This is a genomic window from Xanthomonas indica, from assembly GCF_040529045.1.
Lineage (GTDB): Bacteria > Pseudomonadota > Gammaproteobacteria > Xanthomonadales > Xanthomonadaceae > Xanthomonas_A > Xanthomonas_A indica.
The window spans coordinates 18,362-33,467 of the sequence record NZ_CP131914.1 but is presented as its reverse complement, the minus strand read 5'-3'; the positions used below and the strand labels follow the sequence as shown (position 1 = coordinate 33,467).

The following is a 15,106-nucleotide window of genomic DNA, read 5'->3' as shown; positions in this document are numbered from 1 at the left end:
GGGCGCTCGCCGTCACCAGCCAGGAGCGCTGCCATGTCCGTCGTCGTTTTGCCCGCCGTTTGCCGTGCCGCCGTCCTGTGCGCGTGCGCGTTGCTGACGGGGCTGCTGTCGGCGACTGCGGCTGCGGCGACCGCGCCCCAGCGCTATGCCGGCGAGGAGTTCGACGCCAAGGCCTTCGCTGCCAGCACGCGCCGCAGTTACGAGCTGCAGGACTTTTCCGACCGCTACCGCGCGACCCTGGAAGTCGAGGACAACGACGAGGTGTTCCGTCCCGGGATCGTGCGCGTGTTCGCCCGCGGCAACGCCACGCCGCTGCTCGAGGTGGCCTCGTCGGAACTGGTGCTGGACACCGATGGCAAGAACGGCAAGGTCAAGGCCAACGTGCACGAACTGCCGTACGGCGAGCAGAGCGTGCTGATCTACGACGATTTCAATTTCGACGGGATCAAGGACCTGGCGGTGATGGACGGCCAGAACAGCTGCTATCACGGCCCGTCCTACCAGGTGTACCTGGGCACCGCCGACGGCTTCGAGGCCAGCCCCGGTTTCACCGAACTGGCACAGAGCAACTGCGGCTTGTTCCAAGTGGATGCGCAGGCGCGCGAACTCCACACCATGACCAAGGACGGCTGCTGTTGGCACCAGTACGCGACGTACTCGGTACGCGATGGCGAGCCCCTGCTGGAGCGCGAGGTGGTGGAGGATGCGCGCAGCGAGGGGCCGGGACTGGCGCAGGAGACGGTGTACCGCGACCGTGCCGGCAAGCGCGTGGCCGACACGCACTATCTGTGGGACGAGCAGGGCGGTACCACCGCGGGCGAGCGCAATCTCCTGCTCGCGTTCCGCCTGGCGCCGGCCGGCAAGCGCATCGTGGTGTTCGCCAATGTCGGCGACGGCGCAAGCGGCAAGCCGTTCTATGCGGCGATCGGCGCGCAGCAGCGGGTGGATCTGCTGTATCCGAATGCGGAGGGCGAGGCGATGGACTACGACGCCGACCACCAGGTGCTCCGCTTCACGCGCGGCGACACCACCTACCGCATCGTCGGCGATGCGCGCGGCGTGCCGCAGCGCATGGAGGTGGCGGTGCGCGGCAAGACCCAGGCGCTGGCGCTGCAGCCCGGCTCGGTGCAAGGCTCGCTGCAGGCGGTGGCGCAGGTGCTGGAGGCGGCGTCGGCGGAGTAGCTGGCGGCGGGGCGATGCTCCAAAGGCGCTGGCGATTTCGACATGCGCGCGTCGGGACTGAAGTCCCTCCCACAGTGCACCCGGCAGCCCATTGCAGCCCCGATGGCGCCCTCTGTAGGAGCGGCTTCAGCCGCGATGGGCGTTATCGATGAATCCTGTCGCGGCTGAACGTAGGAGGGCACGGCTGCCGATTCCTGGTGGCATTGCATGCGGAGTTGCCTACGTGTGTGCGGCGACGACGCCATGCATGCCGCGTGCTGGCGTGTCGTAGAAGCGGCTTCAGCCGCGACAGGCGATCCCGGACACGCCTGCCTCCCCGATTGACCCATGCCTGCCTCGCACCGCATCGGCCGACCGACCGGTCGCTTCACCGCCAGGCCGCGAACGCCCGCGCCACCGCCTCGGCGCCGGGGTCGATCACGCCGCGCAATGCGTCCGCCGGCACTGCGGCCGCGCGGCCGGCGCCAGCGCGGGTGAGCTGTGCGGTGGCATCGGCACCGGCGCGGGCGGCGTGCGCGGCGGCGTCCACGCCGGCACCCTGGGCCAGGGCGTCCAGCGCCGGCAGCAAGGCATCGAGCAGGGTGCGGTCGCCGCGTTGCGCGCCGCCGTAGTGCTGCATCCGCGCCACGCCGGCCTGCAGCGCCTGCACCCAGTCGCGTCCTTCCGCCAGGGCGCCGGCAGCGGTGGTGAACAGGATCGACAGCAGCACGCCGCTGGAGCCGCCCATGCTGTGTTCGATCGTCGCCGCCAGCCCGCGCGCCAGTACGGCGGCGTCGCCGGTGGCCAGCGCATCCGTGTCCAACGCTTGCTGCACGGCGCGCGCCCCGGCGGCGAAGGTGCTGCCGGCGTCGCCATCGCCACTGCGCGCGTCCAGGGCGTCCAGTTCCGCCTGCGCGGCGATCAGTGCCTGCGCCACCCGCGCCAGCGCTGCGGCGCACTGCGCATCGCGCGTGCCCTGGCGGTGGCTGTCGTCGCGCTTCAGTGCCGGCGCAAAGGTCCGCACCGCGTGCGGCACGCGCACGCCTGGCCAGCCCAGGGTCTGCACCGGCGCCTGCAGCGCGGCGAGCACGTCGGCGTCGGCCGGGGCGAGGGTGATCGAGAAGCCGTGCATGTCCATCGAGGTCATCAGCGCCGCCGGCACCACCATCAGCGCCACCCGCTCGACGCCGATGCGTTGCAGCGCCAGCCGCGTCAGCACGCCCAGTTCCTGCGTCGAGCAGCCGCCGAGGTCGTTGAGCATCAGGACCAGTGGCGCGTCGGTGCCGAAGCGGGCATTGGCCTGTGCCAGCAGCGGGTCCAGCACCAGCGCCAGGGCTTCCTCCACCGTGCTCGGCTGCACCGGCCGCGCGCCCGGTTCGTTGTGGATGCCCAGGCCCAGTTCCGGCGCGCGGCGGCCGACGTGCTGGCCGGGCACGCTGCAACTGGACAAGGCCATGCCCAGCGACAGCAGGCGGTCGGCGAAGGCCTGACCGTGCTGTGCCAGGTCGGCCAGCGGAACGCCCTCGCGCGCCAGGTGGCCCACGTACTTGTGCACCAGCACCGTGCCGGCGATGCCGCGCGGCTGCGTGGCGTCGGGCAGGGCGATGTCGTCGGCGACCAGCACGCTGGCCACGTCGATGCCCTCGGCGCGGGCGCGCTCGGCGGCCAGGCCGAAGTTGAGCCGGTCGCCGGTGTAGTTCTTAATCACCAGCAGCACGCCGGGCGCGTCGGCGCAGGCGCGGATCGCCGCCAGCACCGCTTCCACCCCGGGCGAGGCGAACAGGTCGCCGGCGATGGCGCCGCTGAGCATGCCGGGGCCGACGAAGCCGGCATGCGCCGGCTCGTGCCCGGCGCCGCCGCCGGACAGCACCGCGACCTGGCGCGGATCGCGCGCGGCCTGCAGCACGATGCGGGTGCCGCTGTCGGTTTCGGACAGCCGCAGCGGTTGCAGCATGGCCACGGCCGCGAGCACGTCGTCGACGATGGCGCGGGGGGCGGTGAGGAACTGGTCCATTCGGGTCTCCTTCGCGGGCAATGCGGGCCTGCCGCGCACGGTAGCCGAGCCGGCGTTATGCACGGCTGAGGCGGCACCGCTCACGCACGTGGCCAGCGGAATCGGCGAGAATCGCCGCTCACCCCGAACGGAATCCCCGCATGGCCGGCGCCAGCCTGTTCACCCTGCTCGACGACATCGCCACCCTGCTCGACGACGTGTCGATCCTGACCAAGGTCGCCGCCAAGAAGACCGCCGGCGTGCTCGGCGACGACCTGGCGCTGAACGCGCAGCAGGTGACCGGGGTCAACGCCGACCGCGAACTGCCGGTGGTGTGGGCGGTGGCCAAGGGTTCGCTGCTGAACAAGGCGATCCTGGTGCCGGCGGCACTGGCGATCAGCGCCTGGCTGCCGTGGGCGATCACCCCGCTGATGATGATCGGCGGCGCCTTCCTGTGCTTCGAGGGCGTGGAAAAGCTGGCGCACCGTTTCCTGCACTCGAAGGAAGAGGACGCGGAACGTCGCGCGCAGCAGGTGCAGGCGCTGGCCGACCAGCAGGTGGACGTGGTGGCGCTGGAGAAGGACAAGGTCAAGGGCGCGATCCGCACCGACTTCATCCTCTCGGCCGAAATCATCGTGCTGTCGCTGGGTGTGGTCGCCGGCGTGCCGTTCGTGCAGCAGGTCGCGGTGCTGGTGGCGATCGCGCTGGCGATGACCGCCGGCGTCTATGGCCTGGTCGCCGGCATCGTCAAGCTCGACGACCTGGGCCTGTACCTGAGCCGCAAGGGCGCCGCCGCCGCGACGATCGGCCGCGGCATCCTGTGGCTGGCGCCGTGGCTGATGCGCACCCTGTCGGTCGCCGGCACCGCGGCGATGTTCCTGGTCGGCGGCGGCATCCTGGTGCACAGCATCGGCCCGCTGCACCACGCCATCGAGACCATCGCCCCGAGCGGCGGCCTGGGCAGCCTGGTGCTGGCCTTGGGCAATGCGGTGGTGGGTATCGTGGCCGGCGCGGTGGTGCTGGCGGTGGTGCTGGGCGTCAAGAAGGTGCGGGATAGGGATTAGGGATTGGAGATTCGGGATTCGCAACAGCGAGCCAAGCGCGCCGCTCTTGCCAATCCCCAATCCCGACTCCCCAATCCCGCGCCGGTCACGCCGGCGCCAGCTAGTCGGCCGACACCACCCGGTTCTTGCCGGCCTTCTTGGCCTCGTACAGCGCACGGTCGGCGCGGCGGATCAGCGCGTCCTGCGCTTCGCCGGGCTGGCGCAGGGCCACGCCGGCGCTGAAGCTCACGAACACGCGCTGGTCCTCGTGCACCACCGCGCGCTGGGCCAGGGCGCGTTGCACCCGGGTCACCGCCGCGCTGGCCTCGAAGATCGTGCAGTCCGGCATCAGCAGCACGAATTCCTCGCCGCCGAAGCGGGCGACGGCGTCGCTGGCGCGCAAGGTGGTGCGCGCCACCTCCACCACGTGGCGCAGGGCGCTGTCGCCGCCGGGGTGGCCGAAGGTTTCGTTGAGCTGGCGGAAATCGTCCAGGTCCAGCATCGCCACGCACAGCGGTTGCGCGCTGCGTTCGGTACGCACCAGTTCGCGCGCGAACAGATCCTCCAGCCCACGACGGTTGAGCGCGCCGGTGAGTTGGTCGACCCGCACCAGGCCGCTGACGTCCTGCAGTTCCTGCTCCAGGCGCAGGATGCGCTGCTCGGCCGCCTCCACTTCCTGGCGCGCGGCGATCAGGTGGTCGCGCGCGCGCAGCGCCTGCTCCTGCACGTGGCCGGTGTCCTGCAACACTTCCTGCAGCAGGCGGTTGAGGTCGGCGATGCTGCGCGCGTCGCGGATGGTCTGCGAGTAGTCGGCGATGCGGTCGTGGAATTCGCCGGTGCTGGCGGCCATGCCGTCCAGATCTTCGACGAAGGTCAGCATCAGGTCCTTCATCGCCTCCTTGGATTCGGCGATGCCCTGCTTGAGCAGGCCCTGCTTGTAGATCACCTCGCGCAGGCTGCCGCGCGCCTCCTCGATCGAGTAGCGGTCCAGCGGCCCGGCGATCAGGTCGCGCACCACCGCGATCTGCCCCTGCAGCCAACTGGTGTCCTCGAGCAGTTCGCCGACGTTCTCCAGCAGCAGGTCGAACAGGCTCAGCAACAGCGCCTGCTGCTCCTGGCTGTCGTTGGCGCGCAACGCGATCTGGTGGCACAGCTCGCGCACCTGCTGCGCCACCGGCTCCAGCGGTTGCCCGGGCCGCCACTGACGCAGCGCCTCGCCGCTGGCCTCGGCTTCGCCGGCCAGTTCGGGCAGGGTGTGCAGCAGCGCCGCCAGCGCGCCGGCCACGGTCTGCCGCAGCAGGTCGCGCAGGCGCTCGCTGTCGCTGGGCCCGGCCAGCGGATCTTCGACGTCGATGGTGCGGATGTACTTGTCGATCAACTGGCGCAGCGCGCGGCCGTAGCTGGGCCAGTCGCCGCTGCTGGCCGCCGATTGCAGGCGCCGGCCCATGTCGCCCAACTCGCCATGCAGCGCGGCCATGCCGTCGGCGAAGGCGCCGAGCAGGCCCAGCGGCTCGTGCGCCTGCTGGAACAGGTGGATCAGCGCGGCGGTGGCGGCAGCCGGGTCGGTCGCGGCCGCCGCAGGAAGCGCCGCATGGGCGTGCTTGTGCCCATGGCCCTGCCCATGCGCGCGCGCCGGCAGCGTCGCGGCCGCCACGGGCGCCGGATCGCGCCGACGCGGCGACAGCAGCTTGCGCAGTCCGCTGATCGGCGGCTCGTCGCGTTGGTCCGACATGCCAGCCGGTTCCTCCCCAAGGTCAATGCGCCGCCCATGGTGGCGCTCAGGATCTGGATATCGGCGCCGGCGGTGCGCGCTTGAGCCGGCGGACGGTGGGTCTGTGAAGCGCACTCCATTGCCGTCGCACCCTCACCCCGGCCCCTTGCTTCCTTCTACCTCGGGGAGAAGGTGCCCCGAAGGGGCGGATGAGGGTCGGGTGGCTAGGGACGTGTCTGGGGACGAGGTTCCCTGGCGGTCGCACCCTCACCCCCAACCCCTCTCCCGGTGGGAGAGGGGAGCGCGTGCAATGGCGCTGTGCAGAACGCCCAAGGCGCTGGCACTCTGGCGGCCGCGCCTCCCGCGGCGCCCCCCACCTCCACGGAGACTACGCATGGCCGATTCCCGCGAACCGCTGCTGCACCCGGTCCCGATCCTGTCCCTGCGCCCCACGCAGATGACCGTGGGCATGCGCGAGGTCAAGGAGAAGCGCAAGCGCTGGCGCGCGCATGCGTCCAGGCACACGCAGGCCGAACTGCTCGGCACGCACATGATCCCGGTGGTGCTGGGGCCGGACGGCAGGTACTACGTGGTCGACCACCACCATCTGGCGCGGGCGCTGCACGACGAAGGGGTGAAGGACATCCTGGTCACGGTGATCGCCGACCTCAGCGTGGTCGACAAGGCCGCGCTGTGGAGCGTGCTGGATCATCGGCGCTGGGCCTATCCCTACGACGCCAAGGGCGAGCGCCGTCCGTTCAAGGACATGCCCACGTCGATCGCGGACCTGAAGGACGACCCCTACCGCAGCCTCGCCGGCGAGGTCCGGCGCGCGGGCGGCTACGCCAAGGACACCATCCCGTTCAGCGAATTCCTGTGGGCCGACCTGTTCCGCCGCCGGCTGCGACGCCGCGACGTCAAGGAGGATTTCGCCCGCGCCGTGGAGACCGCGCTCGCGCTCGCCAGGAGCCGGGACGCGAGCTACTTGCCGGGCTGGTGCGGGCCGTCCTCCGACGACTGATCGGTCGCCGCGGCACCGTGCGGCTTGCCGCCCAGGACCGTGTGCAACGCGCGCTCGACGCGGCCGCCGAACAACAGGATGACGAAGGCGATGGCCAGCGACACGGCCACGATCTGCCACTGGCCGGCGCCGCACATGATGCCGATGCAGGCGGTGAGCCAGACGCAGGCGGCGCTGGTCAGGCCATGCACCCGGACGTGTTTCTGGGTGTGATAGATCACGCCGGCGCCGAGGAAGCCGATGCCGGTCAGGATGCCCTGGATGACACGGCTGCCGGCGTCGGTGAAGCCGCCCTTGCCCAGCGGGTCGGCCAGCAGCACCACCATCGCGGTGGCCAGGCCGACCAGGCCCAACGTGCGGATGCCGATCGGCTTGCCGTGCAGGTCGCGGTTCAACCCGATCGCCGCGCCGGCGAGCGCGGCGATGCCCAGGCGCACGGCGATGTCGGACAGGTCGATCAAGGCAGGTCTCCTGGTGGATGAGGCGCCGTGGACGGCCGGCCCATCATAGGGACGCCGGCCGCGGGCATGCCGCGCACGCCGTGGGGCGGGGTCAGAGCGCGGCGCGGACCTCGTCCAGGCTGGGCGGATTGGCGCCGGCGCGGGTGCAGTTGATCGCCGCGGCGGCCACGCAGAACTGCAGCAGGCGCTCCAGCGCGGCCGGCTCACTGCCCAGCGCCGCCAGCGCGGCCGGATCGGGCAACTGCTGCAGCAACGCCGCCTGGAAGCTGTCGCCGGCGCCCACGGTATCGGCCACCTGCACCACGCGGCCGGGCACGCGCGCTTCGCTGTCGCCGCGCCAGGCCACGGCGCCGTCGCCGCCCAGGGTCATCACCACCAGCGACGGCCCCTGCTGCAGCCAGCTGCGGGCGACGGCGAACGGATCCTGCTGCGGATACAGCAGTTCGATGTCTTCCTGGCTGACCTTGACCACGTGCGCCAACGCGATCCAGCGCGCCAGTCGCGCGCGCCACACCGCCATGTCCGGCTCCACCGTCGGCCGCACGTTGGGGTCCAGCGAGATCAGCCGCTGCCCGCGTTCGCGCTCGGCCAGCGCCTGGAAGGTGCTGGCGGTGGTCTCGGCGACCAGGGTGTAGGAGCCGAAATGCAGGCCGCCGACGCGCGCGTCCAGCGCCGGCAGGTCGGCTTCGGTCAGCGCGCGGTCGGCGCAGCCGGTGCCGTAGAAGGCGTAGTTGGGCACGCCGCCGGCGTCGAGCGCGACCATCACCAGGGTGGTCGCCTCGCGCTTGTCGATGCAGTAGTCCAGGGCCACGCCTTCGCCTTCGAGGGTGGCGCGCAGCTGGCGGCCGAGCGGATCGGTGGACAGGCCGGTGAACAACGCCGACGGCGCGCCCAGGCGGGCCAGGCCGATGGCCACGTTGAACGGCGAACCGCCCTGGCGCGCGGTCATCCCGACCGAGGTGCCGGCATAGCCGTCGATGAAGATGTCGTACAAGGCCTCTCCGCACACCACGAACATCGAACCGCTCCTCGTCAGGTTGCAGCGCGCCGGCCGGCGCGATGGGGCGGCTATTGTGGCGTACCTGCTGCGGCGCGGCGACCGGGCGGGGTTGAGGTGGGCGGAGCGGTGGGCTGCCGTGTGGGGTGGAGGCCTGGCTGGCGCTTGGACCCTTATCTAGGGAGGAAGCCTGGCTTGCGCCCGTACCCTCATCCGCCCCTTCGGGGCACCTTCTCCCGACGGGAGAAGGGAACAGCCGTGGGCCCATGGCCCCTCTCCCCCCGGGAGAGGGGTTGGGGTGAGGGTAGGGGCGCGCAGCGCCTCGTGGATCCTGGACGCCAGTTGCACGGTGTCGTGCTGATGCATTTGGCCGCGCGTTGGCGTGTAGGGAGAAAGCCTGGCTTGCGCCCGTACCCTCATCCGCCCCTTCGGGGCACCTTCTCCCGACGGGAGAAGGGAACAGCCGCGCGCCCATAGCCCCTCTCCCGCCGGGAGAGGGGTTGGGGTGAGGGTGGGAGCGCGCAGCGCCTCGTGGACCACACCCGCACACAAGCACCCCCGACAGCACCTTCCCGTCCTCCCTGCGATAGTCGGAACCTCCCCCGCCAGCCTCCAAGGACGTTTCCATGAAAATCCTGCTCGCCGGCGCCACCGGCCTGGTCGGTGGTCATGCGCTGACCCAGTTGCTGGCCGAGCCTGCGTGCAGCGCGGTGATCGCGCCGACCCGGCGCGCGCTGGGCCTGACCCATTCCAAGCTGCACAACCTGGTACTGGACTTCGATGCATTGCCGGCGCAGGCGCCGTGGTGGCAGGTGGATGCGGCGATCTGCGCGCTCGGCACCACGATGCGCCAGGCCGGCTCGCGCGAGGCATTCCGTCGGGTCGATCACGACTATCCGCTGGCGATCGCGCAGCGACTGCGCCAGCACGGGGCCGAGGCCTTCGCGCTCAACTCCGCGCTGGGGGCGAATCCGCGCTCATGGGCGTTCTACAACCGCGTCAAGGGCGAGCTGGAGAACGACCTGCGTGCGCTCGGCTATCCCTCGCTGACCCTGGTGCGGCCGGGCCTGATCGGCGGCGAACGTGCGCAACGCCGTCGCGGTGAACATGCCGCCAGCCTGGTGCTGCGCGCGCTGGGGCCGCTGCTGCCGCGGCGCTACCGGATCAATCCGGCCGAGCGCATCGCCGCGGCGCTGGTCGCGGCCGCGCTGCAGCCGCGTCCGGGCGTGCAGGTGATCGAGGCGGCGCAGTTGGTGTAGGAGCCGGGATTGGGGATTGGGGATTGGGGATTCGGGAGTGGAGAGCGTGCGCGAGTTCGCAGCATTGCGTGTGCGATAGCGACAGCCAAGCCATGGGGCGATCGTCTGCAGCGCGGCGTCGTCGCCAGGCCACATCAGCACCGCATCGCGTGCAGCCCACGCTCGCCGTAGCGCGCTCGCGTGCATTGGCCGCGGACGTACGCGCGACCCGCCTAGGCGCCCAGCGATTGTCCGCCGTCCACCGCCAGCACCTGGCCGGTGATCCAGCGCGCCTGCGGCGAGGCCAGGAACAGGGCCGCGTTGGCGACATCGTCGAGTGCGCCGAAGGCGCCGAACGGAATGCTGGCGCGGATGTGCCGGTACAGCTCGGGCTGCTGCTGGCGGCGCTGCTCCCACAGGCCGCCGGGGAACTCGATGGAACCGGGCGCGATCGCATTGACCCGGATCCGCTCGCGCGCCAGCTGCGTCGCCAGCGTGGTCGTGTAGTAGTTCAGCGCCGCCTTCGCCGCCGAATACGCCGGCACGCGTGGCGTCGGCCGCAGGCCGTTGATCGAACTGATGTTGAGGATGCAGCCGCGGCCGCTGGCGCGCAGCCGTGGCAGCGCGGCGCGGTTGCAGCGCACCGCGGCCATCAGGTCGATGTCGAAGCCGGCCTGCCAGCTGGCATCGTCGTCGCCATGGCCGTAGCCGGAGGCGTTGTTGATCATCACGTCGATGCCGCCCAGCGCGTCTGCGGCCTGCGCCACCCAGCCCTCGATCTGTGCGGGGTCGGCCAGGTCGCAGCACTGCGAGGCGACCGGGTGGCCATGGTGCTGCAAGTGTGCGGCGGCGTCGGCCAGCGGCGCGGCACTGCGCGCGCAGATCGCCACGGCGGCGCCGTGGCGGGCGAAGGCGTCGGCGATGGCGAGGCCGATGCCGCGGCTGGCGCCGGCGACGAGGACGCGGTACCCGGCGAAGGCGGACGGATCGGTCATCGGTGGCTCCTGCATGGCGGTGGGGCGTGCGCCCATTATCCGCGCATTCCACAGCGCGCGGCCGCTTCTGGCACCATGGCGGCCCGTGGCACGCGCCGCCTGCCGGTGCGCCCGCCGCGCCGCCGCGCTGCGCTGGCCGCCGCATTCCCTTTCCAGGATTTCCCGCAGTGAAGAAGACCTACCGGCTCCGCATCGAAGGCAAGCATCCCGACCGCCTGCTCGACGCCGCCAAGCACGACATCCGCAAGTACATCCGCCGCGAACGCCGCAAGACCCTGCCGGCCGGTGCCGACTACTGGGACTTCGACACGTTGTTCGGCACCGAGGAAGCCACCGCCGCGGTGCTGCCGCCGGCCGAGCTGCTGCGCGCGGTCGACGCGTTGGTCGCTGCCGGCGGCGAACAGTTCTACGTGGAAATCCGCAGCCGGGCGTGCACGCGGCCGCCGCGGGCCAAGGGCGGCCAGGACGAGAGCGGGCACGACCTCTTCGAGGACTGAGCGCGATCCGGCGCGCCCGCTGCGTCGGGGCCCGCGCGGCGCCGCTCAGCCGCTCGCGGGCGGTTCTCCGTCCTGCGCACGTGCCGCGCGCAGCCGGTCCTTCTTGCTCGGCCGCTTGCCCTTGATGCCGCCGGTGGAGGCTGCGACCTCCGTGGTCTGTGCGGCCGCCGGGAGCGGTGCCGGCGTCGGCTTGAAACCGGGGATGCGTTCGCGCGGCACGCGCACGCCCTGGCGTTTTTCGATCAGGCGCAGATGCGCCGCGCTGGCCGCATCGACGAAGCTCAGCGCCTGACCCTCGGCGCCGGCGCGCGCGCTGCGGCCGATCCGATGGGTGTAGTCCGCGGTGGAACGCGGCAGGTCGTAGTTCACCACCACCGGCAGCGCGGCGATGTCGATGCCGCGCGCGGCCAGGTCGGTGGTCACCAGCACGCGCAGCTGCTGCTGGCGGAACGCGTCCAGGGTGCGCTGGCGCCGGCCCTGCGCCAGTTCGCCATGCAGCGATTGCGCGGCGATGCCGGCCTTGCTCAGGGCGGTGGCGACCTGTTCGGCGCTGCGCCGGCTGGCCACGAACACCAACGCGCGCGGCCAGGCTTCGTGTTCCAGCAGATGCTGCAGCAGGGCCAGGCGCCGCGCACTGTCGACCTCGATCGCGCGCTGGCGCAGCGTCGCCGGAATCGGTGCGGCGTCGGCGGCGTCGCCGATCCGCCGCGGCGCGCGCAGCAGGCGCGTGGCCAGCGCCGCGATCGGCGCCGGCACCGTGGCCGAGAACAGCAGGGTCTGCCGCGTCGGCGGCAGCAGGCGCAGCAGCCGCTCCAGTTCGGCGCCGAAACCCAGATCGAGCAGACGGTCGGCCTCGTCCAGCACCAGGTGCGCCACCGCGTCCAAGTGCAGGGCGCGCTGCTCCAGCAGGTCCAGCAGGCGCCCGGGCGTGGCCACCACCACATCGGCACCACCGCGCAGCGCCAGCATCTGCGGATTGATCGAGACTCCGCCGACCGCCACCACCACCCGTGGCCGCCGCGGCAGTTCCAGGCCCAGCGCGACGAAGGTGTCGGCGACCTGCACCGCCAGTTCGCGGGTCGGCACCAGGACGAGCACGCGGGTGGAGCGCGCCGGCCTGGCCGCCTGCGCGCAGGCCTGCAGCAACGGCAGCGCGAACGCCGCGGTCTTGCCGGAACCGGTCTGCGCCATGGCCAGCAGGTCGTGGCCGGCGACGATCAGCGGCACCGCCTGCTGCTGGATCGGCGTGGGCGTCTGCCAGCCGGCGCGCGCAAGCGCGGCGGCGAAGGCGGGATACAGCGCGGACGACAGACCGAGGGAAGCGAACGACATCGGGGAGACGGGCAGCGGCAGGCCATGCGGGTCACGGCGGGCGTGCAGTATCGCCGACCGCGCGCGGACGGGTGAAGGCGCGCTCAGTGCGGTAGAGCGGGCGCCCGCTCAGCGGCCCGCGCCGCCGCCCGCGCATAGCGCCGCTTCGCCAGCCAGCCGTCGCCCTGCAGGGTCTGCCGCAGCGCCAGGTTGTCGGCATCGTCCGGCGCCAGCCGACAGGCCGCCTCGCACCAGCGCACCGCACGGTCGAAGTCCTGCCAGGTGGGATTGGAGGTCGTGCCATGGAAGTAGCCGAGGCCGCGCATGGCCTCCGCCCAGCCGGCGTGCGCGAACCGGGTGAGCACGCCCAGGATGCGCTCGATCCGCGCCGGGTCGTCGTCGTGGTGGGCGAGGAAGTGGCGCAGGCCGTGCACACAGGCATTGGCGCGGCGGATCGCGCGTTCGGACAGCGTCGGCATGGCCGCGGTGGCTTCCAGGCAGGCGATCTCGCAGTCGTTGGACAGGCGCACCAGTTCGTCGGGTGCCAGCCCGGCGATACCCCCCTGTTCGATGCCGCGGTCGTACACCAGGCTGAGGTTGTACGCGGCCCGCGGAAAACCGTGTTCGGCCGCGCGCCGGTACCAGTGGATCGCCAGCGCCGGGTCGTAGTGGTCCTCGTCCTCGAAAGAACGATAGCCCAGGGCGAACTGCATTTCCGGATAGCCGAGTTCGGCACCGCAGTTGGCCATGTGCTGCAGTGGACCGTGCTGCACCTGCTCGTCGAAGGCGTAGTAGACGTCGTTGAACGGGCACACCTCTTCCGGCGCGGGCAGCGGTGCGAGCGTGGCGGCGTGCCGGTACCACGCCTCGGCGATGGCCGGATCGCGCTGCACGCCTCCCCAGCCGGTATCGCACAGCAGGCCGTAGAGCACGGCCGCATGCGCGCTCTGCGTGCAGCTGCGCGCGGCCAGGGCGCCCAGCCAGTCGGCCTGCAGGTGTCCGCCATGCACCGCAGCATGCAACGCCCGCAGCAGTTGGTGATCGTCCAGGCGCAACGGCGCCGGCAACGCGGCGACGGCCGACAGGTGGGGAACGGCCTGGTCCGGCTGCTCGGCGAAGCTGTACAGCTCCGCCAACTGCAGATGCAGCTGCGCACGGTCGCCATCGTCGTGCGTACGCTGCAACATGGCATGTCCGTGTTGCACCGCCTGCGCGATCGCCTCGGCGTCGTCGGTGTCGATGCTGTCCACGTCGATCGCGTCGAGCCAGGCGACCAGGCGCAGACGCTGACGTTCGCCAGGGTCGAGGCGGGCGGCCAGCGGCCCTTCGGCCAGCGCGAGGATCTCTTCGCGGCTGCCGCCCCAGCGTGGAGTGTGCAGCGTGGCGTAGGACAGCAAGGCCGCGAGTCCATGGCCGCTGTGGCGCAGCGTCAGCGACAGCCAGAACCCTGCCGGCGGCACGGGGTCACCGGGGTCTGTCCTGCCGTCCGGCGCGTGCAGTGGCGCGGGCAGTACCGCGGGCAGGCCGAGGGACGCGAGGTCCCGCGCGTCCGCCGCATCGAGCGTGTCGTTGTCGCTGGGATGCACGCCGTCGCATCGCCAGTGCGTCAGCCAGTCCGGTTCGCCGAAGACCTGCACGCTGCGGGTGAGCAGCGTGCCGAGGATCCACGGCAGCGGAGACCGCGCCATCAACTGCAGCGCGTCTGCAAACAAGTGCCATTGCGCGTGGCGCACCGCCTGCCACTGCGCCGCGCCGACGCCTTCCGCCCAGCCCGTGCCACGCGCCTGCAGCGCCCGCCGCTCCCAACAGGCGCAGCGCAGGAGCCGCGGTGCCAGACTGTCCGGAGACTGTTGTTGCCATGCGTCCAGCAGGGCTGGCAGCGCACCGGGGCGGGCCGCCGCGAGTGCACCGGTCTCTTCTACGATCCGCGCGTACAGCCTCGCCTCGCCGGCGGCGTCGGTCGCGGCGAGCAGCGTCCGCAATTGCGCGTCCACCGCGTCGAAGTCTTGGGCGAGCAGGTCATGTTGGAAGGGGGTCAGATCGGCGCGCACGGCTTGCGCGACGGACATGGCGGGATGCATGGGACGTCTCGGATCAGAAGGGAAGTGATAAGCGGAGCCGGTGCCGTTGCGGCGCAAACGACCGGCCCACGCGGGTGACGCAGGCATGCCGTCTCGCCACCGCGGATCGCGGCGCCGCGCGCCGATGGCTGCAAGGCCCTGTTCGCTTCCCGCGCGGCGCGGCAGCGCAGGTGCGGCGTGCCATGCGCTCGCAGGCGGCGCCATCGTTGGGCGCCGAGGATCCGTGAGCATGCAGGCGCTGCGCCGTCCGCGGTGGCGGCTGGCGGTGAAGGCGGCATTGGACGCAGGGAAGAGAAGACGAAAACGGGCACGGAACTGGGGGGCGCCGTCTGCCGTCGTGGATCGCACGCGCGGCGTCACGATGCGGACGACCGGCATGCCGACATGGGGCGTCGAGTGGGGCGCGCAGTATAGGGCAGCGCCGTTAGCGCACCGTCGTCGCCATGGCGTCATCGCCGCGGCCATGCGGGTGCTGCGCGGGCCGATCGCTGCGCCTCCGCGGGTGCGTGCCGACGATGCGCACAGCACGCACGTGCAGGGCTCGGCCACGTGGCGCTTGCGTGACGATCGCCGCGCTCTCGGCAGCGCTGTGTCGGC

At 71.8% G+C, this 15,106-nt stretch carries 12 protein-coding genes; 5 read left to right on the top strand and 7 right to left on the bottom strand.

Going from position 1 to position 15,106, the window contains the following annotated elements:
* Positions 1-33: 33 nt before the first annotated feature.
* On the top strand, positions 34-1,182 hold the full coding sequence (locus tag Q7W82_RS00130) for a hypothetical protein (RefSeq protein WP_242159963.1): 1,149 nt from the start codon (positions 34-36) through the stop codon (positions 1,180-1,182).
* Between the two features lie 367 nt (positions 1,183-1,549).
* Here Q7W82_RS00130 and Q7W82_RS00125 read toward each other — a convergent pair whose 3' ends face one another.
* On the bottom strand, positions 1,550-3,175 hold the full coding sequence (locus tag Q7W82_RS00125) for a dihydroxyacetone kinase subunit DhaK (RefSeq protein ID WP_242159964.1): 1,626 nt from the start codon (positions 3,173-3,175) through the stop codon (positions 1,550-1,552).
* Positions 3,176-3,315: 140 nt separating this feature from the next.
* Between Q7W82_RS00125 and Q7W82_RS00120 the strand changes: the two genes are divergently transcribed.
* The gene (locus Q7W82_RS00120; protein ID WP_242159965.1) at positions 3,316-4,218 is read left to right on the top strand and encodes a DUF808 domain-containing protein; all 903 of its coding nucleotides are present in this window, start codon (positions 3,316-3,318) and stop codon (positions 4,216-4,218) included.
* A gap of 100 nt (positions 4,219-4,318) precedes the next feature.
* Here the strand turns inward: Q7W82_RS00120 and Q7W82_RS00115 are convergent, their stop codons facing one another.
* On the bottom strand, positions 4,319-5,929 hold the full coding sequence (locus Q7W82_RS00115; protein WP_242159966.1) for a GGDEF domain-containing protein: 1,611 nt from the start codon (positions 5,927-5,929) through the stop codon (positions 4,319-4,321).
* A 373-nt stretch (positions 5,930-6,302) separates the two neighbouring features.
* Here Q7W82_RS00115 and Q7W82_RS00110 point away from each other — a divergent pair, with 373 nt between their 5' ends.
* Positions 6,303-6,929 (top strand): ParB-like protein, encoded by a 627-nt coding sequence (locus Q7W82_RS00110; protein ID WP_242159967.1) that lies wholly within the window; start codon positions 6,303-6,305, stop codon positions 6,927-6,929.
* Here the strand turns inward: Q7W82_RS00110 and Q7W82_RS00105 are convergent.
* Together Q7W82_RS00105 and Q7W82_RS00100 are read right to left on the bottom strand one after the other, a co-directional pair.
* Positions 6,890-7,390 carry an MgtC/SapB family protein gene (locus tag Q7W82_RS00105; RefSeq protein WP_242159968.1) on the bottom strand — a complete coding sequence of 167 codons (501 nt, stop codon included), beginning with the start codon at positions 7,388-7,390 and terminating at the stop codon, positions 6,890-6,892. The two genes, Q7W82_RS00110 and Q7W82_RS00105, sit on opposite strands and share 40 nt — an antisense overlap.
* Positions 7,391-7,481: 91 nt before the next feature.
* Positions 7,482-8,408 (bottom strand): carbohydrate kinase, encoded by a 927-nt coding sequence (locus tag Q7W82_RS00100; protein WP_242159969.1) that lies wholly within the window; start codon positions 8,406-8,408, stop codon positions 7,482-7,484.
* A 605-nt stretch (positions 8,409-9,013) separates the two neighbouring features.
* On the opposite strand from Q7W82_RS00100, the gene Q7W82_RS00095 reads away from it, so the two are divergent.
* On the top strand, positions 9,014-9,646 hold the full coding sequence (locus Q7W82_RS00095) for an NAD-dependent dehydratase (protein ID WP_242159970.1): 633 nt from the start codon (positions 9,014-9,016) through the stop codon (positions 9,644-9,646).
* Between the two features lie 212 nt (positions 9,647-9,858).
* Here the strand turns inward: Q7W82_RS00095 and Q7W82_RS00090 are convergent, their stop codons facing one another.
* Positions 9,859-10,620 carry an SDR family NAD(P)-dependent oxidoreductase gene (locus tag Q7W82_RS00090; RefSeq protein WP_242159971.1) on the bottom strand — a complete coding sequence of 254 codons (762 nt, stop codon included), beginning with the start codon at positions 10,618-10,620 and terminating at the stop codon, positions 9,859-9,861.
* A gap of 167 nt (positions 10,621-10,787) precedes the next feature.
* Here Q7W82_RS00090 and Q7W82_RS00085 point away from each other — a divergent pair, with 167 nt between their 5' ends.
* Positions 10,788-11,117 (top strand): DUF6172 family protein, encoded by a 330-nt coding sequence (locus Q7W82_RS00085; RefSeq protein WP_242159972.1) that lies wholly within the window; start codon positions 10,788-10,790, stop codon positions 11,115-11,117.
* Between the two features lie 45 nt (positions 11,118-11,162).
* Here Q7W82_RS00085 and Q7W82_RS00080 read toward each other — a convergent pair whose 3' ends face one another.
* On the bottom strand, positions 11,163-12,449 hold the full coding sequence (locus Q7W82_RS00080; protein WP_242159973.1) for a DEAD/DEAH box helicase: 1,287 nt from the start codon (positions 12,447-12,449) through the stop codon (positions 11,163-11,165).
* Positions 12,450-12,532: 83 nt separating this feature from the next.
* Complete coding sequence (locus Q7W82_RS00075; RefSeq protein WP_242159974.1) at positions 12,533-14,887, bottom strand: DUF4034 domain-containing protein; 2,355 nt, start codon at positions 14,885-14,887, stop codon at positions 12,533-12,535.
* Positions 14,888-15,106: the final 219 nt, after the last annotated feature.